Genomic DNA, 22,794 nt, shown 5'->3' on the forward strand with positions numbered 1-22,794 from the left:
GCCGCCCCAACCCGCGACCAGACGAACCGTCACCGATGTCCTGAGACACCAACCGGCACCGATGTCCTGAGACACTTTCGCTTCCGATGTCCTGAGACATCACATGCGCGACCGCGGCATCGGTACCCATCTCCGCGTCCCCTCGGGCCAGCCTCACCCGCAAAAGGTCCTCGCCAATGGCCGAGAAAGATCCGTTATCGCCCGACGCAGCCAAGGCGAACCCGTCCCGCAGCAGAGCCGCGAACCACAACTGCGCCTCGTCTGCGGACAAACCGATCTCCGAGAATCGTCGTCCCAGAGGCGACAAGTCCGAGAGCGTCTCGTTCACATCGAATACGATCACCGGCGGATCATCCACAATGCTGTCCTTCCGTCGTCTCCCCCGACGCATCGTGGAGTGTACGCGGATAGGACGACTGCGAGGATGCGAGCCCCGCCGAATGGCAGGTGGCACAAGGCGCGAAAAGACGACCGGGCCGATCACAGTCTGTGGGCACCAGCATTGCACCGCCCGCACGCGCCATTGTCATGGCGCTCACGCCGGCGTTACGAGGCGACTCGTGGGGGCCGTGGGCTGGGACCTCGCGGCTCTCAAGCGACCGAGGGCGCGAAAATGACGCGCATCCCCGGAGGTCCTCTCGCGGCGTACAGTTTGCCCATGGAACCCCAGAGGGTCGTGCTGCTGCCGGGAAGCGTCCTGCCCGCCTCCCTCGCCTACGGCGCCCTAATCGCCGCGTTGGGCCCGGAGGTCGACGCGGTCGCGAAGGAACTCGAGCTATACCGGGACGATTCGCCACCTCCGAGTTGGGGTCTGGACACCGAGATCGACGGAGTGCTTCAGGAGGCCGACGCGCACGACTGGGAGACGTTCCACCTGGTCGGATACTCCGGCGGCGGGGCGGCAGCGCTCGCCTTCGCGGCGAAGCAGCCGGAGCGCCTCGCGAGCCTCACCCTTCTCGAGGCCGCCTGGGCAGGCAATTGGGGGTGGAGCGACGCGCACGCGAAGCTGTGGAAGCAGTACGAGGCGCTCGAGTCGCTACCGCCGGATCGCTTCATGGCCGAGTTCATGCGACTGGGCGTCCGACCCGGTGTCGAACTGGCGCCTCCGCCGCCGGGCGAGCCCCCACCGTGGATGGCGAAGCGACCGGCCGGCATCACCGCGTTCCTACACGAGTTCGGTAGCTACGATCTGGACCGTGCCGCGCTCACGGCGTTCCAGCGGCCGGTTCTGTTCGTCCTCGGCGGCAAGAGCAACCCGGACGACTACGGTGAGATCGCGGACCGCCTCTCGCACGTCTTCCCGCACTACCGGCTGGTGGTCTTCGACGATCGCCACCATTTCGACCCGCCACACCGCATCGAGCCCGAGCAGCTCGCTGCGATCCTGCGCGAGCACTGGCAAACCGACTAGGACAGCAATTCCTGCGCGCTCCACAGACGTCCTGTCTCAGTCGGCGTCGTCGTGGGGCGATCGGTTCAGAACGCGATGGGTCGCTCCGTGCTTGGAAGGGTGCGGGTCCAAGCTCTCCAACTTCGCTTCGACGAGGACGAGCCTCGCTTTGGCCGCCTGGCGGCGACTCACACCGGTTCGCTCGGCCAGCTCTGCCAGGTGGGCTCGCGTGATGCCGCTTGAATCGGCAGAACACGCGTCGCATTGGGCGACGGCAAGGACCAGGTCAATCGGAAGGCCGTGAAACGCGAGCAGGCGGGCGCCGTCAGGACCGCGAAGCGCACGTCCCACCTCGGCCATCCACGCCTCAGCGTGCAGAAAGGAGTCGCCGGACACTGGTCGGCGCACGGAGTGGCCGAATCTTCGGTTCAGCTCATCCGACATGCCCCACAACTCCTTCCCGACAGAGCCCCAGCATCGCCCCCACATTTGACTTTATTCAGAAACCGTTTTGGGTCAAGTTAGTGCACGAAGCAATCTCCCCACGGGTCGCACTCATCGCGATGAGGGCCCTAAAGTTCTGATTGAAGTGCCAATCCCACGGCCCGAGGGAGGAAGCGATGTACCTGCAGCGGACGCCCGGCCCGGGTGCACTCACCGTGACCATCACGCGCGCCGCGTTCTGCGCGCTGTCGTCCCGCGCCGCCGCCCGCGGGATGACACCCGAGGAGTACGTCGAATCGCTTGCCAGGGACGCCTACCGCCACCCGTTCGCGGAGCCGAACCCCGCGGGGCCGGAAGAGCATCCCGGCCCCGGGCACGGGTCCGAGTCATCAACAACCCACGAAACAGAAGGTGAATGTGGCTCACGCTGAGAACGACATCGTCATAGAACGAAGCCCGCACGACGTCTATGCGTTCCTCGCAGACGGCGGGAACAATCCGCTCTGGCGAAAGGGCGTGAAGTCGATCCGCCTGCGGGAGGGGACGGCCGGGCAGCTCGGCGCCGTCTACACCCAGACCCTCACCGGTCCGGGCGGACGCGCGATCGACGGCGACTACCGCATCACGCGAGCTGACCCCGGACGCGAACTCGAATTCGCGGTCATCGCGGGACCCGCCCGGCCCACGGGACGCTACACGCTCTCCCCCGAAGCCACCGGCAACCGCCTGACGTTCGCGCTCGACTACACCCCGACGGGTCTCATGAGACTGATGAACGGCATGATCGCCAAGACCATGGCCGACGAAGTCGCCCAGCTGACCGAGCTCAAGCGCATCCTCGAATCCTGAGCCCCCAGACGAGCCGGCTGCCAGGTCACGCTCGAAGGGGCGAGTGAACGGTGGCTCAACCGCGTGGGAGACCCGCTAGTGCTTACTCCGGGTGGGAAGTCGCGGGTCGACAGGAGCAGTCCCGCCAGCGGGAGCCCAGCGAAAAGGAGCTGGTGAATATGGTCGCTACCCGGTGTCACGTTGCCGAGCAGGTGAGCTGACCAGAAGAGTGGACAGCATCAAAGTGTCCACCACGCGCAGGGCTCGCATCACTGAAACGAGGCCAGGGGATCAGTCCGCCGAAGAGCCCACCTGATCGACGTGAGACCCTCAGGGCGATAGAGGCTTGAACCGGCCGTCGGTAGGGCGGCCGCCTTCACTACATTCAACCACTGCCAGTCGCAACGGGATTGACCGGCAGTGCGGAGGCTTGGAGTCTTGCGGAACGGCGAGTTCGGGATCGTCGAGCGGGCCGCGTTCCCAGTAGGGCGGCGCGGTCCGCGTCCAGTCGGGCGGTCCTTTGCGCCGATGGCTGACGCCGGGCAACCCGGCGGCCGTGTGGGGATGCCGAGATAACAGCGTCCCCAACCTAGGTCTGGTCCGCTCAGTGCACACCCTCATCAATTGGTTCCGGCAGCAGCCGAAGCGTGCCGCCCCCGGAGCTCGTCGCGAGCAGGAGTCGAACCCAGTCGCGGTTGAGGGGCGTTTTGAGCGGGCCATCGAAGCTGAAGTACAGGGACGATTTCTGTGAGATCCAGATGGCCCCGTACTCGCCGTGCCGGACGGCTTCCGCGCTGCGATCTCCACCGATGTCTGGCTCGTCGTCCCACATGAACGAGAAAGCGTCATGGAGGCGCAGCTTTTCGGTACTGGCCGCGTGAAGATGTCGCAACGCCCGATCGTTGATCTCCAGGGCTGGAGCGGTCTCGTAAATCATTCGGCCCATCCCGTACTCCTTCGCGGTGTGTGGGGAGACTCTTCTGACGATCGTCCACCTTGCGCACGAGTTTCACTAGTCTGGTTAGATAAATGGTCAGACTAGCCGAGATCAGAAATCTGTCCGATGTCGTGCTTGCTCAATACTTCAACGGCAGAGGAAGCATTGAGCAGAAGGAACGAGTCACAGGTGAAATCGGGTGCTTGGAGCTACCGAAATGCGAATCGGCAGGCGGAGGACGGGTCAGGTCAGGAACCCGTGCATTCGCAGCAATGGCTAGACCCCCGTCGCCAGCGGCGACGCTACGCCCGCGGTTCGGGCAATGACACGTCTGCCGGCAACGATGCGGGGGTCTCGGCCCCGGTCGGCCCTGGCTTTCGAAACCGCAGCTATTGAAACGAGAAGTACCCGATGAAGAGAACCAATACCAAAGAGACCAAGGACCACCAAGGCCAAGAGAGATCGGCCCAAGGGCGATTCGCCACCTGAGCGCTGGCGCACCGCGCATCGTCCAGTGGGACGAGACGGCGCGGCGGCCGCTCGACCCGAACGAGTTTGCGCCTCCAGACGGACGACGCGCCGTACCTCGCGGCCGACTGTCCGATCAGCCTGCGGGTTCGGTCGAAGGACGGTCTGCCGCCGTAGGTCCGACGCGCACGCAGCAGCCGCCGGCCAGTGGCTCCAGCCAGGTGTCGCGCGGGTCACTCGCGCCGGCGCTGAGTGCCGCCACGTACGCCACGTTGGCCGAACAGATCACGTCAGTGTGGCGGCTCGACAGCCGATGGAACGGGCAGTTGGCGAGCACGAACCCGCCTTCATCGTCGTCGACCGGCTCATAGCCGAGGTCGCCGAGAGTGTCGGCGAGCGGCCGGGTCGCGTCGCTGCGGCTCGCGCCGCGCTCGCCTGCCACCCACAGCAGACACTCCCGCACGGGCCGTCCGGTGCTGTCGGAGATCTCGACTGCGCTTGCAAGGAGCTCGCCGGCCAGGTCATAGTGGCGCGGCGGCACGGTCGCGGCGAACTCGTCGCGTGTGAGGGCGTAGAACTTCGCCGGGCGCCCCGACCCCGGTCCACGCTTGTCTCCGCGGTGGCGGAACTCCGCGACCAGCACACCGGAGTCCACCAGTCTCTCCAGATGGAAGGCCACGGTGGCCCGCGGCAGCCCCACCCGCTTGGCGAGCTCGTCACGTCCCATCGGCTCGGCCGCGGCCGCAAGGAGACGCACCAGTTCGCGCCGCACCGGCTCCGCGAGCGCCGCGACCGCGGTCAGATCGTCATCGGTCATGCACCCATCCTAACTCTAAAAAAGTATTTCTTGACAAAAGAAGCGCCGGGGGTGACTCTTGGCCTAAGAGGCGCACGAGGAGGACACGATGTCACTGACGACAGAGTCCCACGAGGACCATCCACCGCTCCACCCGGTCGCCGATCCGCTGCCCGGCCCCTGGATAGCGGCCGTCGACCGGCCGCGCGCCGAGGCGGCGATCGCCGACCTCCTGAGCGCTCTCGGGCGCGACACCGGGGACCCGCAGTTGGCCGACACGCCCCGGCGGGTGGCGGCCGCGTTCGCCGAGTTGCTCGACGCTCCGCCGCTGCGACCCACCACCTTCCCGAACGACGAGGACTACGACGACCTTGTGCTCGTGCGCGGCATCCCGTTCACCTCGCTGTGCGCTCACCACCTGCTGCCGTTCCGTGGTGTTGCTCACGTCGGCTACCTGCCGGGCGACCGGCTGCTCGGCCTGTCGAAGCTCGCCCGCGCAGTCGAGCACTTCTCGCGCGACCTCCAGCTGCAGGAGCGCCTGACCGCTCAGGTCGCCGACTGGCTCGACACCGAGCTGGAGCCGCGAGGCGTGGGCGTCGTGCTGGAGGCCGAGCACCTCTGCATGGCGATCCGCGGCGTGCGCGCACCCGGAGCCCTGACCCGCACCTCCCGGTTCACGGGCGAACTCGCGAGGACCGGCGCGCGGCGCTTCGCCGAAGCCTCCTCGGTCGACGCGGCCTCGCCCTTCGACGAATGGAGGGCCGAACGATGAGCGCGCCGAAGGAGGTCGCGATCGTGGGCGCCTCGCTGGCCGGGGCGACAGCCGCGACCTCGCTGCGGGAGGTCGGGTACGACGGGACCATCCGGCTCTTCGGCGCCGAGAGCCACCTGCCCTACATCCGGCCGCCGCTCTCCAAGGGCTATCTGGCCGGGACCGACGAGCGCGCTTCCCTCGATGTGCACGACGAGGCCTGGTATCGCGACAACGACATCGACCTCCACCTGGGCACGCGCATCGCCCGCCTCGACCCGACCGCCGGCACGGAAACCGACTCCGACGGCGCGGCCTACCGCTTCGACCGCACCCTGCTGGCGACAGGATCGACCCCGCGGCGGCTGCCCATCCGTGGAGCAGACCTCGACGGCGTGCTCTCGCTGCGCACCGTCGACGACAGTGATCGGTTGCGCGAGATCATCGCGGGAGGCGGGCGGGAGGTCGTGCTGATCGGCTCCGGCTGGATCGGGATGGAGGTGGCGGCCAGCGCACGGGCGCTCGGCAATGCGGTCACCATTCTCGAACGCGACCCGGTGCCGCTGGCCGCCGCGCTCGGCGACGAACTGGGCGGGTACTTCGCCGACGTCCACGCGGCCCACGGCGTGCGGATCCGGACCCGCGTCGAGGTCGACTCCATCGCCGGCGAGGGCGGACACGCCACGGGCGTGCGGCTGGCGGACGACGAGGTTGTGCCGGCGGACGTGGTGATCATCGGCGTCGGCGCGGTGCCCGTCATCGACCTGGCCGAGCACGCGGGTCTCGCGGTCGGAAACGGCGTGCTCACGGATTCGTCGCTGCGGACGAGCGCCCCGAACGTGTGGGCCGCCGGCGACATCGCGTTCGCCGTCCACCCGCTGATCGAGGCGCGGCTGCGCAGCGAGCACTGGGCCAATGCGATCGATGGCGGCACGACCGCCGCCCGGGCGATCCTCGGCGAACGCGTCGAGCACGACGCCGTGCCGTACTTCTTCACCGACCAGTTCGACATCGGGATGGAGTACGCCGGGTTCGCACCGCTCACCTCGGGTGCCGAGATCGTGTACCGCGGCGAGCCGTCATCCGGCTCGTTCATCGCATTCTGGCTGCGCGACGACCACGTGGTCGCGGGGATGAATGTGAACGTCTGGGACGTCAACGACGACATCAAGGCGCTGGTCGCCTCGCGCGCTCCGGTCTCGCGCGCGCGTCTGCGCGATGCCGACCTGCCCCTTCCGTCTGTTCTGCGTGCGGACTCGCGAACTGCAGAGGGCGACGCCGGCGTCAGGAGGGCCGCATCGTGACCGCCACCTCCGACCTCCGCGACGCCGGAGTCAGCATCTGGCTGGACGACCTCTCCCGCGCCGACATCCTCTCTGGGCGCCTCGACACGCTGATCGCCGAACGCGACGTGACCGGCATCACGACCAACCCGACCATCTTCGCGACCGCCGTCGAGAAGGATCCCGCCGCCTACGCGGCACAGCTCGCCGACCTCGCACGGGCCGGCACCGCCCCTCGCGAGGCGGCGCTCGCGATCGTCACGGCGGACGTGCGCGCGGCCTGTGACGTCCTGCTCCCGGTCCACGAGCGTTCGGGCGGCGCCGACGGGTTCGTCTCGATCGAGGTGACCCCCGAGGCCGCCCACGACGCCGCGGCGACCCTCGCCGAGGTGCGCCGGCTGCGCGAACTCGTCGACCGCCCGAACCTGCTGGTGAAGATCCCGTCGACGAACGCGGGCGTCCGCGCACTGGAGGACGCCACGGCGGAAGGCGCCTCCATCAACATGACGCTGCTGTTCGGGCTCGACCGGTACCGGCAGGTTCGGGAGGCCTACCGGGCCGGACTCGCCCGCGCCGTCACCGCGGGGATCGACCCCTCCGGCATCCGGTCAGTCGCGTCGTTCTTCCTCTCGCGGGTCGACGTCGCGGTCGATCGGCGGCTCGACACGATCGGCGGACCCGCCGCGGCCGGCCTCCGAAGCCTCGCCGCGGTCGCCAACGCACGGCTGGCGTATACCGCGTACGAGGAGTCGCTGGCGCTGCCCGAGTGGCAGTGACTGGACGCGCTCGGCGCCCACCCGCAGCGGCCGCTCTGGGCCTCCACGGGCGTGAAGGACCCGGCGATGCGCGACACGCGCTATCTGGAGGAGCTCGTCGCACCCGACGTCGTCGACACGGTGCCGGCCGCGACGCTGGAGGCCCTGCACGACCACGGCCGCATCCGCCCCGACACCATCCGGGGTACCTACGCGCAGTCGCGCGAGACGCTCGACGAGCTTGCACGGATCGGTGTGCCGCTCGATGAGGTCACGTCAGAGCTCGAACGCGCCGGGATCGACACGTTCGGGGAATCCTGGCAGCGTCTGGTCGCGGCGGTCCGAGGCTGATCCCCGCCGCCACGTACTAAGACCGTGCGGTCCCGCGAAGCACGACGCCACTCCTCCCCGCTGCGGGTGAAGCCGGACCGTCCGAAGCGATAGGGCAGGATCAGGACGATGGCTCCAAAGCGAAGAAGCAGAAGCTGGAACGGACCGCACCCTTCCTGGCGCCGATCGCCTCCAACTGATCGACGCCGTCGAGGGCTGTCAAACGGCACACACGGCGATGCTGTGCTCGGAGGGCGGAGAATTGCACCATGAGGATCGAAGTGCTTCATGTCGACGAGTGTGAGAACTGGGAACTCGCCGGCGCTCGCGTTCGCGAGGCGCTCAACCGACTCGGCGATAGATCCACGCCCGTCGGTTTCCGACGGCTTCAGACTGCGGAGGACGCGGCGTCGGTCGCGTTCGCGGGCTCGCCGACCATCACTGTAGATGGTGAAGATCTCTTTCCGAACGGAGCGCTGACCACCGAACTCGCTTGTCGGATCTACTTCACGCCGGGCGGTGTCGCCGGGCTCCCGACCGTCGATCAGCTCGTGGAAGCGATCTCCGCACATGGATGACACATTGGTTGTGTGTTCCTGTTGCGGTCGCGACCTGCCGAGGAGGAAGGTTCATGCGCTCGAAGGCGGCAAGGCGCTGATCTGTAGACGATGCGGCCTCTGGGTAGCGCTCTGGTGGCGCGGCGATCGAAGGACGAAGTAGCGGCGACAGGTCGGTCCTCGATTCGCGGCCCTTGCTCAGGAGTATCCGCGTCGCAGGAGCATCTTGGCGGACCTGGCGAAGTCTTCCTCCGAGGGGATCTCGAAGTCGAGGGCGTTGGCGTATCGGGCGATGATGTTGAACAGCGACGCCACGGCGGCAGCATCCGTTAGGTCTGCGGTGGTGGCTCCGGCCGCGAATGCAGCGCGTGCGTCCTCGGAAGTCATGCCTGTGTGGTCGCGGGTCAGTTTCTCGATGAAGGCGAGCGCTGCAGCGAGCCGTGACGATATCGGAGCCGTCCGGTAGCCATCGATGACGGCGTCGACAGTGCTGCGGTCGATTCCGTTGCACAGCGATCGCTCCGTGCGCCCCGACACAGAAAGGGCACTGGTTCCACGACGCGATAGTAGCCGCCTCGAGTTCGCGTTCGCTCACGCTCCAGCCACTGGGCACTCGCATGGTGCGTTGGGTCCACTCGCCCAGAGCTGGGCCGGCGAAGTCTTTGTCATAGAATGCGACCCGGGCTGCGTCCGGCAAACGCATGCCCGACAGGCGGGAGATCATCCCGATCAGAGCCCGGTGACGCAGCGTGTCACCCCGGTCGATCTCAGGAAGCCGCATCGCCGGCCTCTCGGATCACGTTGACCGCAACCTCCCAGCGCTCCAATCCCGCGCCGATCGCCGCCGCGAGGACGAGCTCAAAACGCCTCCTTCTCGGACCCCAGAGCAAGACGGCCCGCGTCGACCTGAGCGTCCGTGACGCGAGAGGACTCCTCGCGCACCTGCACGATCAACGCCGAATGCGGCTCCGGAGCATTCGCCCCATCGCCATCCAGCGCGAACGCACGCAACTCCCGCCGCAAGCTGCCGCGCTCGAGCACCCGCGCGCGGAGCCCGGCGGCGAGATCGTGATGCGAACGAACTTCCCGCGCCATGCCGCGACTCTACCCTGATCGTCTCGCATCGAACCAGACGTTACCGGGGCACGGCTCTACTGGCGCGAAGCAATTTTGAGAACTCATGGAGTCGGCGAACACGTGCCGAACTCACCCACGGACCGCAACGGCATCGAAGCCGCAACCGCACGTCCGGCCAACTCTCGCCGTCTGAGTTCGAACGCCTTCGGCGTGCTGCGTTGTTACGCCTTCTTTCCGATCCGGCATCCGATCATAGCGAGCTCCACCAGCTCCGTTCCCTCCACTCGCTTTTTGCAGACTCCACTCGCTGCGCTCCCTGCGCTTAGCAACCGCTCCCTTCGGGCACTGCGCTGCCTCCGCACGCTCTCGATCTTTGTGCCGGAACGGCAACAAGGACGATGAGAGAGGTGGAGATCATGAGCGGACGGGCGATCACTCGGAGTGCGGATGACCGACAAGCGGAAGCGGAGGCATTGCACGCATCGATCGTGGAACAGGTCCAGCAGCTCGCCGACAGCGGACAGTGGCGGGCATTCCTGGAGTTCGCCCGCTCCTTCCACAACTACAGCCTGAACAACCTTCTGCTTATCCTCGCCCAGAACCCAGACGCGACCATGGTCGCCGGGTTCCGGCAATGGCAGGCCAAGGGACGACAGGTACGCAGAGGTGAGAAATCAATCAAGATCTTCGGGTACCGCGAGAAGAAGACCGACCGTGACGACGACGCGAGTGAAGCAGCTGAGACCCGACAGCATGTGGTTCGGTACTTCCCAACGTTGTCTGTCTTCGACGTTTCCCAGACGGACCCGATCGAAGGGGCCGAGCCGCTGCCCCAGGATCCAACTCGGCGCCTGGTCGGCGACGACGACCACGGCATCATCTCTCCCCTCACTGCCCATCTAGAGACGCACGGATGGAGTGTCCACCGCGCAGCGATCGGCAATGCCAGCGGGTACACCGACCCGGAGTCGCACCGGGTGACCCTGGCGGAGAACCTCGCCATCGAGCAAGCCGCGAAGACGCTCATTCACGAATCGGCGCACATCGAGTTGGGTCACGTCGACGACCTTGACGCGTACCGCGCACACCGCGGCCGGATGGAAGTCGAAGCCGAATCGGCCGCGTTCATCGTCGCGGGCGTAATCGGGTTCGACACCAGCGCCTACAGCATCGGTTACATCACCGGATGGGCCGACGACGATGTCACGGTCATTCGAGACACCGCGGCACGCGTGCTGAAAACGGCTCACGCCATCGCGGAGATCATCGAGCACCAGGACTAACAACTCGGCAACGCCAGACCCCGACCCACATGGCGGATTCCAGTGGTCGTTGCAACACGGCGGTTAGTTGGCGAGTAGCTTAGCGAGGCGCTCGGCTGGGGTTTCCCAGTCGAGCGTTTTGCGTGGGCGGGTGTTGAGCTCGTGTGCGACGCGGGCGAGGGCGGCTTGGGTGTGGGCAGAGAGATTGGTGCCTTTCGGGAAGTACTGCCGCAGCAACCCATTCGTGTTCTCGTTCGATCCTCGTTGCCAGGGTGAGGCTGGGTCGCAGAAGTAGACGTTCATGTCGGTCGCGATCGTGAACGACTTGTGCGCGGCCATCTCGGCTCCCTGGTCCCGGGTCAGCGACTTCTTCAACGCGACCGGCAGGGTGCTCATTGTCGCTGAGGCCGTCACGAACGGTCTCGGCGCCGTGATCGTTCGGGAGATGGACGAGCATCACGAATCGGCTGGTGCGCTCGACGAGCGTGCCGATCGCGCTGGCATGGTCAGCACCGATGATGAGGTCGCCTTCCTTACGTTGTTGGGGTGGGTGATTTCGGGACTGTCGTAGTGTTTCGATCACCCACGGGCAGCGGGTATGGCTCAGTGTCGCCCTGCCGTTTTGACGGCTCACTGGGAATGGCCGCCCGCTGCCCGCCGATGACTCGACCGCTTATTGAGACTTGCGACATTGATCGTTGGGTAAGGACGTGCCGGCGCGGTTATCGATAGGGCTCTCATTGATTGCTGACGGAAGGACACGCGCATGCCCGAAATATGGGCGGGGATAGATTCAGGCAAACGAGCGCACCACTGCGTCGTGATCGACGCAGACGGCACCGTGCTGCTGTCTCGGCGGGTCGAGAACGACGAAGAGCCGCTCCTGGAGCTCATCGGAGATGTCGCCGAGATCGCTGACGGTGCCGCGATTGTTTGGGCGACGGATCTGAACTTTGGGGGCGCCGCCTTGGTGATCTCGCTGTTGGTCGATCATGGCCAGCAACTACTCTATATCCCTGGAAGGATCGTCCACCATGCGGCCGCGACTTATCGCGGGGATGGGAAGACGGACGCAAAGGACGCCAGGATCATCGCCGACCAAGCTCGGATGCGCACCGACCTGCAGCCGGTGCGCGACGGTGATCAGATCAGCATCGACTTGCGCCTTCTGACTGCCCGCCGGCTGGATTTGGTTCATGATCGGGTGCGGGCGATCAATCGGTTGCGGGTAACGATGTTGGAGTACTTTCCTGGGTTGGAGCGGGCGTTCGACTACAAGAAGAACAAGGCGGCACTGATGCTGCTCTCGGGTTATCAGACGCCTGCAGCGTTGCGCCGCATAGGTGCGAAACGGCTGACTGCCTGGCTGAAGAAGCGGGGCTGCCGCAACAGCGCTGGGGTCGCGGCCAAGGCCCTGGACGCCGCGAACGCGCAGAACACCACGCTCTCGACCGAGACAGTCGGCGCTACTCTCGTCGCCAGGCTCGCGGCTGTGATCGCGTCGATCGATAACGAGCTGACCGAACTCGACGCCACCATCACTGCACGGTTCAACGATCACCCGAACGCGGAGATACTCACCAGCATGCCCGGCTTCGGCCCGATCCTGGCAGCGACATTCCTTGCCAACGTCGGCGGTGACCTGCGCTCGTTCGAGAGCGCAGACAGACTCGCTAGCGTCGAGGGAGTCGCACCCGCGCCACGGGACTCGGGCCGCATCAGCGGCAACCATCATCGGCCCCGGCGTTTCAATCGTCGGCTCTTACGGACCTGCTATCTCGCCGCGCTCTCCAGTCTGAAGAACAGCCCTTCGTCCCGCGCCTTCTACGACCGCAAACGCGTCGAGGGCAAGTCACACAAACAAGCCCTCATCGCGCTCGCACGACGCCGCATCAACGTTCTCTGGGCCATGCTCCACGACCGCACCCAATACCTGGAGCCCCTCCGAACCACTGCACTGGCGGCTTGACATCTTCATTGAGATTCCCAATGCCTGGGAACAGCGCGGTCGTCGGCCGCGGGCCGCCGCTCACTGACCGACGTCCCGGGTGTGACATGCGCCGACCCAACTACTGCGTGGCCCGGCAGCTACTACCACTGGCTAACACGCTACGAGGCGCCAAGGGTTCAAGGGGCCAAAGGACCGATCCGGCGCCCTGCAACATTTACCGACCGCGACGGACGCGGAAGTGATCGAGAGGATCCTCGGGCTGCGGCATCAGTATAACTTCGGGCCCGAGAGGATTACCGCACCCGAGCGGCATCTGCTAGATCCGCTCGGCGGGGTCGGCGGAGGCGCTATTCACGCGCTCGACGAGAATAATCCCGTCACCGCAAGCGCTAGTTCGGTGGCCTGCGGCCGATGAACGGCGATCCCCGGACTGTGCGTTTCGCACAGAATATCCGCCAATTCGGGCAAAACGCACATTCAGTCTCCTTCCACGGATCTCTAGGATCGTCGCAACCCCGTTCCTCCACACCAGAAGGAAACCCTCATGGCACGTACAGCACATGCCGACGACTTCGCCCTCTCCCGCGTTACCCCCGACGCCCGCAAGCCGTGGTTCGGGATCGCGGTGCAGCGCTTCGGCCAGGTCTCGGCCCTTTCGCAATTCCTGCTCGGGGCAACCCTGGGCTACAGCATGACCTTCGGACAGGCCGCGCTCGCGCTGCTGCTCGGCTCCATCATCCTCGAGGTCATCATGTGCATTGTCGGGATCATCGGGCAGAAGGAGGGCCTCAACACCGCCCTGCTCGCCCGCTGGACGGGCTTCGGCGAGATCGGAGCGTCCCTCGTCGGCCTGGCAATCGGCATCAGCCTCATCGGCTGGTTCGGCATCCAGTCGGCCATCTCGGCCCAGTCGCTCGACGCCCTCATGCCCGGGGTTCTGCCGATCTGGGCGTGGAGCGTGATCTTCGGCCTCGCCGTCACGGCCGTGGTCGCCTACGGCTTCGTCGGGATGCAGTGGCTGGCGAACATCACCGTGCCGCTCTTCCTCATCCTGGTCGGCTGGTCGGTGATCAGCGAACTCAGCAAGCACTCCATCGCCGACCTGCTCACCTCACCGGCTCCAGGCCCGACCATGACCGTCTGGCAGGGCACCGGCATCGTGGCGGGCGGCCTCATCGTCGGCGCGATCATCACCGCCGACATGACCCGGTTCAACCGGAGCCGCGCGGACGTCGTGAAGCAGACCGTGGTCGGAGTGAGCCTCGGCGAGTTCGTGATCGGGCTGGCCGGCGTGCTGCTCGCCCACGCCGCGGGGACCGGCGACATCGTGGCGATCGTGACCTCCTCGATCGGCTTCGTCGGGCTCATCATCGTCATCACCGGAACGCTGAAGATCAACGACTGGAACTTGTACTCCTCCACGCTGGGCCTGGTGAACTTCATCTCGACGGCGTTCTCGAAGAACCTGCACCGGGTGACCACCACCATCGTGCTCGGCGTGGTCGGCACGATCCTCGCGGCAGCCGGCATCCTGGGGGCGTTCACCAGCTTCCTCATCGTCCTCGGCGTCGCCTTCCCGCCGATCGCGGGCATCATGGTCGCCGAGTACTTCTTCGTCCGGAAGTGGCGCGGGGACCTCGATGCGACAAGGAGTTCCGGCCGGCTGCCCGAGTTCGCGCCGCGGATCGTCCCGGCGACTCTCGTCAGCTGGCTCGTCTCCTCCCTCGTCGGCTATTTCGTCACCTGGGGCATCCCCGCGATCTGGTCGCTGCTCCTCTCGATCGTGCTCTACACGGTCGCCGGGAAGCTTGGCTGGGTGCGGGGCGTCGGTCGCGCCACCACGAAGCAGGCCGGTCCGGCCGACTCCGAGCCGGCGGCGCCGGCCGGACCGGAGGCGGTCGCCACCAACTGAGCGGCGCGCCCGCGCACCATCGATCCACCAGCTGCGTGCGCCGTCCACGGGCGGCGCACGCAGCACAGCAGAAAGCGGAACCTATGCACATCGGCATCGACGTCGGAGGGACCAACACCGACGCAGTGCTCATGGACGGCCGGACCACCCTCGCCGGCGTCAAGAACTCGACCAGCCCGGACGTGACGAGCGGCATCGTCAGCGCCATCGAGGCGCTGCGCGAGGCGCGCAGCTTCGACGGCGCGGACATCGACGCGGTGATGATCGGCACGACACACTTCATCAACGCGCTCGTGCAGGCCAAACGGCTCGCGCCCACCGCCGCGCTGCGGCTGGGCCTCCCCGCGACCAAGGCCCTCCCGCCGCTGGTGGACTGGCCGGAGACGCTGATCGAGGCGATCGGCGGCAGTGGCTACCTCGCGCACGGCGGCTACGAGTTCGACGGCCGGCCCATCTCGGCGCTCGACGTCGCCGAGCTGAAGGGCATCGCGGCCGACATGGCCGCGCACGGCGTGCGGTCGGTCGCCATCTCGTCCGTGTTCTCGCCGGTGAACCACGATGTGGAGACGCAGGCCGCCGCGGTCCTCGCCGCGGAGCTCGGGGACGATGTCGCCATCTCGCTGTCGCACGAGATCGGCCGGATCGGCCTGCTCGAGCGCGAGAACGCGACCATCATCAACGCGGCGCTGCGGGAGCTGGCCTCCGAGATCGTCGACGGCCTGACGGCCGCCGTCCGCGCCCAGGGCATCGAGGCGCCGATCTTCCTCAGCCAGAACGACGGGACCCTGATGGACGAGGACTACGTACGCCTCTACCCGGTCGCGACGTTCGCCTCCGGCCCCACCAACTCGATGCGGGGCGCTGCCCTCACCAGCGGTCTGGAGACCTGCGCGGTGGTCGACATCGGAGGGACGACGGCCGATATCGGAATGCTCATCAACGGCTTCCCGCGCGAGACGGCCAACGAGGTAAAGGTCGCCGGAGTCCGCACCAACTTCCGCATGCCGGACGTGCTCTCCATCGGCATCGGCGGCGGCTCCATCGTCGACACCGGGACCGCAGAGGTCGGTCCTGAGTCCGTCGGCTACCGGCTCACCACCGAGGCGCTCGTCTTCGGCGGCTCGACGCTCACGGCGACGGACATCGCCGTCGCCGCCGGCCGCGCCACGGTCGGCGACCCCTCGAAGGTCGCGCACCTCGACCCCGCCTTCGTGCAGCGCGTCCTCGCCCGCATCGCCGAGCGCGTCGCGGAGGCCGTCGACCGGATGCGCACCTCGCCCGACCCCATCCCGGTGGTCGCCGTCGGCGGCGGCTCCATCCTGCTGCCGGACGAGCTGCCGATCTTCGGCGCCGTGCACCGGCCGGAGAACTACGCCGTCGCCAACGCGATCGGCGCATCCATCGCGCAGGTCGGGGGCGAGATCGACAAGGTGTACGCGGTCGAGCCCGGCCGGCGCCAGGAAGCCATCGCCGCCGTTCGGGCGGAGGCGGTGGACAAGGCTATCGCCGCCGGCGCCTCCCCCGCGTCGGTGGCGATCGTCGACTTCGACGAGGTGCCCATCCCGTACCTGCCAGGCAACGCCACGCGCATCCGCGTCAAGGCGGTCGGCGACCTAGCGATGGGGGTGCGGGTATGAGCTGGACTCTGACCGCGGACGCCATCAGCGATCTCGCGCGCGGCGCGGCGGTGCTCGGCACCGGCGGCGGCGGCGACCCCTACATCGGCTCGCTGCTGGCCCGGCAGGCGCTCGCCGAGCACGGGCCGGTCACCGTCGTGGGTCTGGACGAGGTGCCGGACGACGCGCTCGTGCTCACCGTCGCGATGATGGGCGCGCCGACCGTCATGGTGGAGAAGCTCCCCTCCCTCGACGAGGTGGTGGCGCCCGTCCATGCCCTCGGAACGTATCTCGGGCGGCCGGTGACCCACGTGGCCTGCGCCGAGATCGGCGGCGTGAACTCCACCATCCCGGTCGCCGCGGCGGCCGCGCTCGGACTCCCGCTGCTGGACGCCGACGGCATGGGACGCGCATTCCCGGAGCTGCAGATGGTGCTGCCGACGCTGTACGGCGTGACGGCGTCCCCGCTCGCCTTCAGCGACGAGAAGGGCAATGTCGGCGTGCTCCAGACCGTCGACAACCACTGGACGGAGCGGATCGCCCGCGTGGCCTGCGTCGAGATGGGCTGCTCGGTCATGATCTCCGGCTTCCCGATGAGCGGTGCGGTCGCGCGGGACGCGCTCGTCGGCGGCTCACTCTCGCACAGCCTCGCGATCGGCTCCGGGATCGCCGAGGCGCGGCTCGCGAAGACCGACCCGGTCGCAGCGACCGTCGAACGGCTCGCCGCCCGGGAGTTCTTCTCCGGCAAGGTGGTCGACGTGGAGCGCGCGACGACGACCGGGTTCGCCCGCGGGCGCGCGCGGATCGAGGCCGCCGGGGATGTGGCTGCGTTGGAGCTGTCGTTCCAGAACGAGCACCTGATCGCGCAGTCGGGCGAGGTCACCTTCGCGACGACGCCCGACCTGATCATCGTGCTCGACGCGGAGAGCGGCGAGCCGATTACCACCGAAGGCCTGCGCTACGGCCAGCGCGTCCGGGTGGTCGCCGCGCCGAGCGATCCGCGCTGGCACACGGCGGAGGCGCTCGCGATGGTGGGTCCCGCGTACTTCGGCTACGACCTCCCCTCGCACCGATTCGACGGCACGCCGGAGCGGCAGCTGGTGGAGGCCGGAGCATGAGCTGGACGCTCACCGCGGCCGACCTGCCCGACCTCGCCCGCGGCGCCACCCTGCTCGGGACGGGAGGAGGAGGCGACCCGTACATCGGCCAGATGCTGGTCGAGCGCGTGCTCGGCGACCGGGCCATCACCGTCCTCGACCCGGATGACCTGGCCGACGACCTGTTCGTCATCCCGACCGCGCAGATGGGCGCGCCGACCGTGATGATCGAGAAGATCCCGGCGGGCACGGAGCCGACGCTCGCACTCCGGACCCTGGAGGCGCACCTCGGCCGCACCGCGGACGCCACCATGCCGATCGAGTGCGGCGGCATCAACTCGATGATCCCGCTGATCGTCGCCGCCGAGACCGGGCTGCCGGTCGTGGACGCGGACGGCATGGGGCGCGCGTTCCCCGAACTGTCGATGGAGACCTTCGCCGTCTATGGCGTCCACGGCTCCCCGCTCGCCCTCGCCGGCGAGCGCGGCGAGACCGTCGTCATCGACACCGGTGACGACGACCGGCAGATGGAGTGGCTGGCCCGCGGCGTCACCATCCGCCTGGGCGGCGTCGGCCACATCGCGGAGTACGCGATGTCCGGCGCCGACGTGCGCCGCACCGCCGTTCCGCGCACCCTTTCGATGGCGCTCGCGCTCGGCCGGGCGATCCGCGAGGCGCGGGAGGCGCACCGCTCACCGTTCGAGGCGATCGCGCAGACCCTGTCCACGACCCTCTACTCGGAGGTGCGGGAGTTGTTCAGCGGAAAGGTGACCGACGTCGAGCGGCGCACCACCGAGGGCTTCGCCAAGGGCAGGGCGACCATCTCCGCCCTGGCGGCCGGCGACGACTCGCAGCTGGAGATCCGGTTCCAGAACGAGAACCTGATCGCCCTGCGCGACGGCGAGCTGGTGGCCATCGTGCCCGACCTGATCTGCGTGACCGACATCGAGTCGGGCGAGCCGATCACGACGGAAGGGCTGCGCTACGGCCAGCGGGTGCGCGTGCTCGGCATCTCGACCCCGGAGAAGATGCGGACGCCGGAGGCGCTGGCCGCTTTCGGGCCTCGCGCGTTCGGGCTGACCGAGGAGTTCGTCCCGGTCGAGAGCCGCTCGCTCGCGCGGGCCGGTTCGGCCTGAATCGCCGCCGCAGCCCCTAACCTTGACAGCATGGAAACTCTCGGCCTGGAGCGTCTCGACGCACTGAGCCGGGGATTCTCGCTGCTCGGATCGGGCGGCGGCGGTGGCGCCACCCTGCTCCGGCTGATGGCGGAGCGTGCGCCGATCTGGCCCCTCCACATACAGGCGGTGGACGACCTCGACCCGTCGACCCCGTGCGTGACCGTCGCCTTCGCCGGCTCCACGTATCTGCTCAGCGAGCGGATCCCGCCGGCCACCGCCTTCGACCCGCTCCTGGCCGCCGCGGAGCGCTGGACGGGAGTGCGGGCCGCCGCGGTGTGCGCCCTGGAGGGCGGCGGGATGAACGGGCTGGCGCCGCTGCTGCTGGCCGACCATCTCGACGTCGTGGACGCGGACTGCATGGGTCGCGCTCTGCCGCGCCTCGACCAGGTGTCCCTCCTGGTCGACGGGCTCCCCAGCATCGTGACCGTGTGCGACACCGGGAGGGGCGTCGCCGTCGTGGAGACCACGCGCGCCGCCGACGTCGAATCGCAGGTGCGGGCGGCGGTCGTGCAAGCGGGCGGCACCGGCACCGTCCTGATGGCCGGCTTCACCGTCGGCGACCTGCGCGATCACGGCATCGTGGGCACCTCTCTGCGGGCGCTTGAGCTCGGCGAGCGGATGGCGGCGGCCGCCGACGCGGACGCCGCCGCCCTGGCCGAGGCTCTGGGCGGCCGGCTGCTGGGCTCCGGCCGGGTGTCGCTGGTCGAGCCCTCGCCCGAGGATCCCTTCGTCAGCGCCGCTCAGGTCGAGGGCGACGACGGCTCGCTGCTGCGGCTGGTGGCCCGGTCGGAGCTGCTGGCGGTGGTGCGGGACGGGGCGACGGTCGCTGCCGCGCCGGAGATCATCGTCGCGCTGGACACCCGCTCACGCGACATCCTGCAGGTGGACGGGGTGACCATCGCCCGCCACGTGACGGTGCTCGCCCTGCCCGCGCCCGCGTGGTGGACCGACCAAGCGGACCGGCTGGCCCGGGTCACACCCGCTGCCTTCGGCCTCGCCGGGCTGGAGGCGGCATGAGCGACAGCCTCGACCTCGCCGCGCTGCTCGCACACCCCGCCGGGGGCGGCGCCCGCATCCTCGCCGGGGCCGATCCCGCCACGCCCTGGCGCGACCTCGTCGTCGGGGCGACCGAGTCGGACCTCCCGCCGCAGGGCGCCGACCTCCTCGCTCTGCTCACGTCGCCGCCCCCGGCCACGCCGTGGCAGCAGGACGCGCTCGTGCGCCGGGTCCGCGATCGCGGCTACCGCGCCATAGCCGCGCCGGGAGCCGAGGCGTTCGGCCCGGGCACGCGCACCCTGGCGGAGCGGTTCGGCCTCGCCCTGCTCGACGTCGACGAGCCGATGGCGCTCGCGCGGGCCGCGTGGGAACTGGTCGAGGGCCGGGACGCTCTCACGCTCGGGTACGTGCGCCGGGTCGCGCAGTCGATCGAGTACCACGCGGACAACCTCGCCGACCTGCTCCGCCACCTCTCGGCGAGCGTCGGGCACGGTGTCGCCCTGATCGACGGCGAGGGCGTCCTCCTTCAGGCAGGCGGCGAACTCCCCTCCGCCGTGCACGCCGCCATCGACTTCGCACCTTGGCTGGACCTGGTGTCCGTCGCCGAGGACGCAGCGGCCTCCGTCCGGGTGGACAGCCCGAGCCGGGCCGGACTCCGGCTCGCCGTGTTCGGAACCGGGCTCAGCACCCTGCAGCTGAGCGCGATCGGCGTGGCCGCCGAGGTGGCGATGCCGGTCGTCGCCGCGCGCATCCTGATCGACGAGGTCGCCGACGTCAACGACGCCGCCGTCGCCTCTGGGCTGCTGCGCGAGTTCCTCGAGCGCGGCGACGACCGCGACCCGGAGCTCGACCAGAGGATGCTGGAGCGCGGCTGGCGCTCCAGCGGCTACCACCTCGGCTTCCGGCTGGTCGGACGCAGCCGGGTCGACACCCTCCAGCTGCTGCGCTTCGTCACCAGCGAGCTGACGGCGCTGCCCGCCGACTCGCACGCCGCCACGAGCGGACGCGGCATCACCGGCTGGCTGAGCTTCGCCGCACCGCCCGGGCCGAGCCGGGTAGAGGACAGCGTGCGCGCCCTGCACGTGCTGCACACCTCCGCCCGCCGGGTGTTCAACGTGGCCACCGGCGTCGGAACCTTGGAGACAGGCCCCTCTGGCCTGGTCGCGACCCTGGAGGGCGCCGCCGACGCGGCCAGGCTCGCGGCCGATCGGTCGGCCACGGGATACTTCCTGCGTATCGACGCGCTGGGTCTGGAGCAACTGCTGCTGTCCTGGACGGGGAGCGACACCTTCGTCCCTGCGGCCGAGTCCCTTCTCGCGCCCCTGCTCGCCCGCGGCCCGGAACTGCTGGAGACACTCGCGTCCTACCTCGACCACGAGTCCGGGATCGCGGCGACGGCCGACGCCCTCGGCCTGCACCGGAACACCGTCTCCACCCGGATCATCCGAGCCCAGGAGCTACTGGGACTCGACCTCGGCGATCCGGAGACGCGGCTCGCGGTGCAGCTCGCCTGCCGCACCGTCCGACGATGAGAGAGCGTGCGCGCAGACGTCATCCTCGACAGCTTCCGCTACGGGGGCGACGTCGTGGAGACGATCCTCAACCGCTCGAAGGGCCGCCTGGCACGTTCGGGATCTGATCGGTCGACACCATCGCCAGGGACTCTACGGAGTCTCACCGACCTTGAGGGCCTCCTCTCATCCCTTGCCGGATCTCTCGGCGTACCCAGCGTTCTAGTCGCGGATGAGGCAGTGACGTCCCAGCTCGGCGGGCTCGGCGATGAGCCCGGAACCAACGTCACGGCGGGGACGGGCATCGTCGGTCTCGGCATCGGCCCGGCCGGGGCCGCCAGGGTCGGCTCGATGGTCGGGGACGACGCCTCGGGCTGGTGGATCGGCCGTCGCGGGATCATCGCCGACTTGAGTTCCTTCGACGGCCGATCCGGCGGATCCGCCGCCCTTCTGATCGCGCTCGAACGACAGTACGGGCCGACCGGCAGCTTTGCGGCCAAACTCGCCGCCGCCCCGTCCCCAGTCGGCGTCGTGGCTGCGTTCGCCCCCGCGATCGCCGACGCCGCCCGCGGTGCCATGTCGCCGCGACCCGGCTCCTCCGGGTGATCGACGGAGAACTGATCTTCGGCGGCGAACGAGTGCCGTGTCGGCTCATCCAGCGACAGTCTACCGCCGTCGGCTAACCGGTCGGTCCTCCATCTCCCGTCGATGAGTATTCATCCGACCCGCACCGCTCAGGTTGACTGACGCGCGACCACGAGGGCCGCGCCTTTTCGGCGCCCCCGGGGACGTTTTCCCGTGTGCGCGGCGAGGAGCGGTCCGGAATGAACGGAGGGCTCGGTGGATTTCTCCGATGCGCCGAGGGCGTAGAAGACGGGACTGGCGAGCACGGCGTGCCTACTAACCAGGTGCGCCAACCTCAGAAGCCAGCTGAGGCTGCTTCGACGATCGGCGCACACACGTCGCTCGGTCGCCGGGCGGGGTCGATAGCACCGAGCAGAGCGGCCGAGATTTCGCCCAATTGCGCGATCTGACCCTCGGTCAGCGCAGAGAGCAGGCGATCGCGCACGGCGTCCAGGTGCCCCGGAGCCGCAGTGGCCACCAGCTCCTCACCGCGCCGGGTGAGCACGGCGTTCGTCGCTCGGCCGTCCTCCTCACAGGGCATGCGAGCGACGAGGCCGCGGGCCTCCAGCCTGTTCATCACGTGGCTGAGGCAGGACATCGACGCGTTCGTGGCCGCCGCCAATGCGCTGAGACACATCCGGTGCAACGGCTCCTCGGCCAATCGCGAGAGCACGAAGTACTCGTAGTGGTTGGAGGCGGACTCGCGCGACGCTTCCGTGTCCAGCAGAGGCGGAAGCAACTGGGTGAGCGCGATCAGGCGTAGCCATGCTTCCCGCACGCCCACATTCACCTCGATCTCGTCGCCCATGGAGAGCTGTCGGACGGAAGACAAAGTCAGGTGTAAGATCCGGTGCACACCTTCGTCGCGTTCCGTGCACAGCGTCTCGTTATCGGCCGCGTCCGGGCTGCTTCGAGGACGTGAAGGCCACCATCGTCGTCGCCCAAGGTCTCTGACTATTCACGCTCGACCGGCGACCGGTATCCGTCCCGCGACGAAGGGCGATCAGGTGACTGCGAGGACGCGTGGGTGA

The 22,794-nt window shown here is 68.3% G+C and carries 20 protein-coding genes and 3 pseudogenes; 15 read left to right on the top strand and 8 right to left on the bottom strand.

The window, feature by feature from the left end:
* Positions 1-358, bottom strand: a pseudogene (locus tag AC1ROW_RS20355) (haloacid dehalogenase type II); the annotation flags it as partial.
* A gap of 300 nt (positions 359-658) precedes the next feature.
* On the opposite strand from AC1ROW_RS20355, the gene AC1ROW_RS20360 reads away from it, so the two are divergent.
* Complete coding sequence (locus AC1ROW_RS20360; RefSeq protein WP_493021281.1) at positions 659-1,411, top strand: alpha/beta fold hydrolase; 753 nt, start codon at positions 659-661, stop codon at positions 1,409-1,411.
* A gap of 36 nt (positions 1,412-1,447) precedes the next feature.
* On the opposite strand, the gene AC1ROW_RS20365 is transcribed toward AC1ROW_RS20360, so the two are convergent.
* The gene (locus tag AC1ROW_RS20365) at positions 1,448-1,834 is read right to left on the bottom strand and encodes a hypothetical protein (protein WP_493021283.1); all 387 of its coding nucleotides are present in this window, start codon (positions 1,832-1,834) and stop codon (positions 1,448-1,450) included.
* A 417-nt stretch (positions 1,835-2,251) separates the two neighbouring features.
* On the opposite strand from AC1ROW_RS20365, the gene AC1ROW_RS20370 reads away from it, so the two are divergent.
* Positions 2,252-2,683, top strand: a complete 432-nt coding sequence (locus AC1ROW_RS20370) for an SRPBCC family protein (RefSeq protein ID WP_493021285.1) — start codon at positions 2,252-2,254, stop codon at positions 2,681-2,683.
* Positions 2,684-3,266: 583 nt separating this feature from the next.
* Here AC1ROW_RS20370 and AC1ROW_RS20375 read toward each other — a convergent pair.
* Positions 3,267-3,608 (bottom strand): DUF7882 family protein, encoded by a 342-nt coding sequence (locus AC1ROW_RS20375; protein WP_493021287.1) that lies wholly within the window; start codon positions 3,606-3,608, stop codon positions 3,267-3,269.
* Positions 3,609-4,203: 595 nt separating this feature from the next.
* Positions 4,204-4,884, bottom strand: a complete 681-nt coding sequence (locus AC1ROW_RS20380; RefSeq protein WP_493021289.1) for a helix-turn-helix transcriptional regulator — start codon at positions 4,882-4,884, stop codon at positions 4,204-4,206.
* Positions 4,885-4,972: 88 nt separating this feature from the next.
* Between AC1ROW_RS20380 and folE the strand changes: the two genes are divergently transcribed.
* The 4 genes and pseudogenes from folE to AC1ROW_RS20400 all read left to right on the top strand — a co-directional run bounded on the left by folE (position 4,973) and on the right by AC1ROW_RS20400 (position 8,560).
* Positions 4,973-5,635: a GTP cyclohydrolase I gene (gene folE, locus AC1ROW_RS20385; protein WP_493021291.1), complete on the top strand. Its 663-nt coding sequence runs from the start codon at positions 4,973-4,975 to the stop codon at positions 5,633-5,635.
* On the top strand, positions 5,632-6,918 hold the full coding sequence (locus AC1ROW_RS20390) for an NAD(P)/FAD-dependent oxidoreductase (RefSeq protein ID WP_493021293.1): 1,287 nt from the start codon (positions 5,632-5,634) through the stop codon (positions 6,916-6,918). Before folE ends, AC1ROW_RS20390 begins: the two co-directional genes overlap by 4 nt.
* A pseudogene (gene tal, locus AC1ROW_RS20395) lies at positions 6,912-8,003 on the top strand (transaldolase). The gene AC1ROW_RS20390 and the pseudogene tal overlap by 7 nt, the downstream one beginning before the upstream one ends.
* A 248-nt stretch (positions 8,004-8,251) precedes the next feature.
* A complete protein-coding gene (locus AC1ROW_RS20400) occupies positions 8,252-8,560 on the top strand; it encodes a thioredoxin family protein (protein WP_493021295.1) in 309 nt (102 codons plus the stop codon).
* Positions 8,561-8,737: 177 nt separating this feature from the next.
* On the opposite strand, the gene AC1ROW_RS20405 is transcribed toward AC1ROW_RS20400, so the two are convergent.
* Entirely contained in the window at positions 8,738-9,076 is a 339-nt protein-coding gene (locus AC1ROW_RS20405) for a carboxymuconolactone decarboxylase family protein (RefSeq protein WP_493021297.1), read from the bottom strand.
* 321 nt (positions 9,077-9,397) lie between these two features.
* On the bottom strand, positions 9,398-9,634 hold the full coding sequence (locus tag AC1ROW_RS20410) for a hypothetical protein (protein ID WP_493021299.1): 237 nt from the start codon (positions 9,632-9,634) through the stop codon (positions 9,398-9,400).
* Between the two features lie 398 nt (positions 9,635-10,032).
* Here AC1ROW_RS20410 and AC1ROW_RS20415 point away from each other — a divergent pair, with 398 nt between their 5' ends.
* Positions 10,033-10,899 (top strand): ArdC family protein, encoded by an 867-nt coding sequence (locus AC1ROW_RS20415; protein ID WP_493021345.1) that lies wholly within the window; start codon positions 10,033-10,035, stop codon positions 10,897-10,899.
* 63 nt (positions 10,900-10,962) lie between these two features.
* On the opposite strand, the pseudogene AC1ROW_RS20420 reads toward AC1ROW_RS20415, so the two are convergent.
* Positions 10,963-11,410, bottom strand: a pseudogene (locus tag AC1ROW_RS20420) (IS30 family transposase); the annotation flags it as partial.
* A 234-nt stretch (positions 11,411-11,644) separates the two neighbouring features.
* Here AC1ROW_RS20420 and AC1ROW_RS20425 point away from each other — a divergent pair.
* From AC1ROW_RS20425 to AC1ROW_RS20460, 8 genes are all read left to right on the top strand, one after another.
* Entirely contained in the window at positions 11,645-12,847 is a 1,203-nt protein-coding gene (locus AC1ROW_RS20425; RefSeq protein WP_493021301.1) for an IS110 family RNA-guided transposase, read from the top strand.
* A gap of 526 nt (positions 12,848-13,373) precedes the next feature.
* Positions 13,374-14,741: a purine-cytosine permease family protein gene (locus AC1ROW_RS20430; protein ID WP_493021303.1), complete on the top strand. Its 1,368-nt coding sequence runs from the start codon at positions 13,374-13,376 to the stop codon at positions 14,739-14,741.
* Positions 14,742-14,824: 83 nt separating this feature from the next.
* Positions 14,825-16,378, top strand: coding sequence for a hydantoinase/oxoprolinase N-terminal domain-containing protein (locus tag AC1ROW_RS20435; RefSeq protein WP_493021305.1), 1,554 nt, complete (start codon positions 14,825-14,827; stop codon positions 16,376-16,378).
* A complete protein-coding gene (locus AC1ROW_RS20440; RefSeq protein WP_493021307.1) occupies positions 16,375-17,475 on the top strand; it encodes an S-methyl thiohydantoin desulfurase family protein in 1,101 nt (366 codons plus the stop codon). Before AC1ROW_RS20435 ends, AC1ROW_RS20440 begins: the two co-directional genes overlap by 4 nt.
* Entirely contained in the window at positions 17,472-18,590 is a 1,119-nt protein-coding gene (locus AC1ROW_RS20445) for an S-methyl thiohydantoin desulfurase family protein (protein ID WP_493021309.1), read from the top strand. Before AC1ROW_RS20440 ends, AC1ROW_RS20445 begins: the two co-directional genes overlap by 4 nt.
* Positions 18,591-18,620: 30 nt before the next feature.
* Complete coding sequence (locus AC1ROW_RS20450; protein WP_493021311.1) at positions 18,621-19,649, top strand: S-methyl thiohydantoin desulfurase domain-containing protein; 1,029 nt, start codon at positions 18,621-18,623, stop codon at positions 19,647-19,649.
* Positions 19,646-21,160: a PucR family transcriptional regulator gene (locus tag AC1ROW_RS20455; protein WP_493021313.1), complete on the top strand. Its 1,515-nt coding sequence runs from the start codon at positions 19,646-19,648 to the stop codon at positions 21,158-21,160. Before AC1ROW_RS20450 ends, AC1ROW_RS20455 begins: the two co-directional genes overlap by 4 nt.
* Positions 21,161-21,379: 219 nt before the next feature.
* Positions 21,380-21,745 (top strand): hypothetical protein, encoded by a 366-nt coding sequence (locus AC1ROW_RS20460; protein ID WP_493021315.1) that lies wholly within the window; start codon positions 21,380-21,382, stop codon positions 21,743-21,745.
* A gap of 313 nt (positions 21,746-22,058) precedes the next feature.
* Here AC1ROW_RS20460 and AC1ROW_RS20465 read toward each other — a convergent pair whose 3' ends face one another.
* Complete coding sequence (locus AC1ROW_RS20465) at positions 22,059-22,571, bottom strand: MarR family winged helix-turn-helix transcriptional regulator (RefSeq protein WP_493021317.1); 513 nt, start codon at positions 22,569-22,571, stop codon at positions 22,059-22,061.
* Positions 22,572-22,794: the final 223 nt, after the last annotated feature.

The organism is Leifsonia sp. GW821-FHT13C09, from assembly GCF_058806435.1.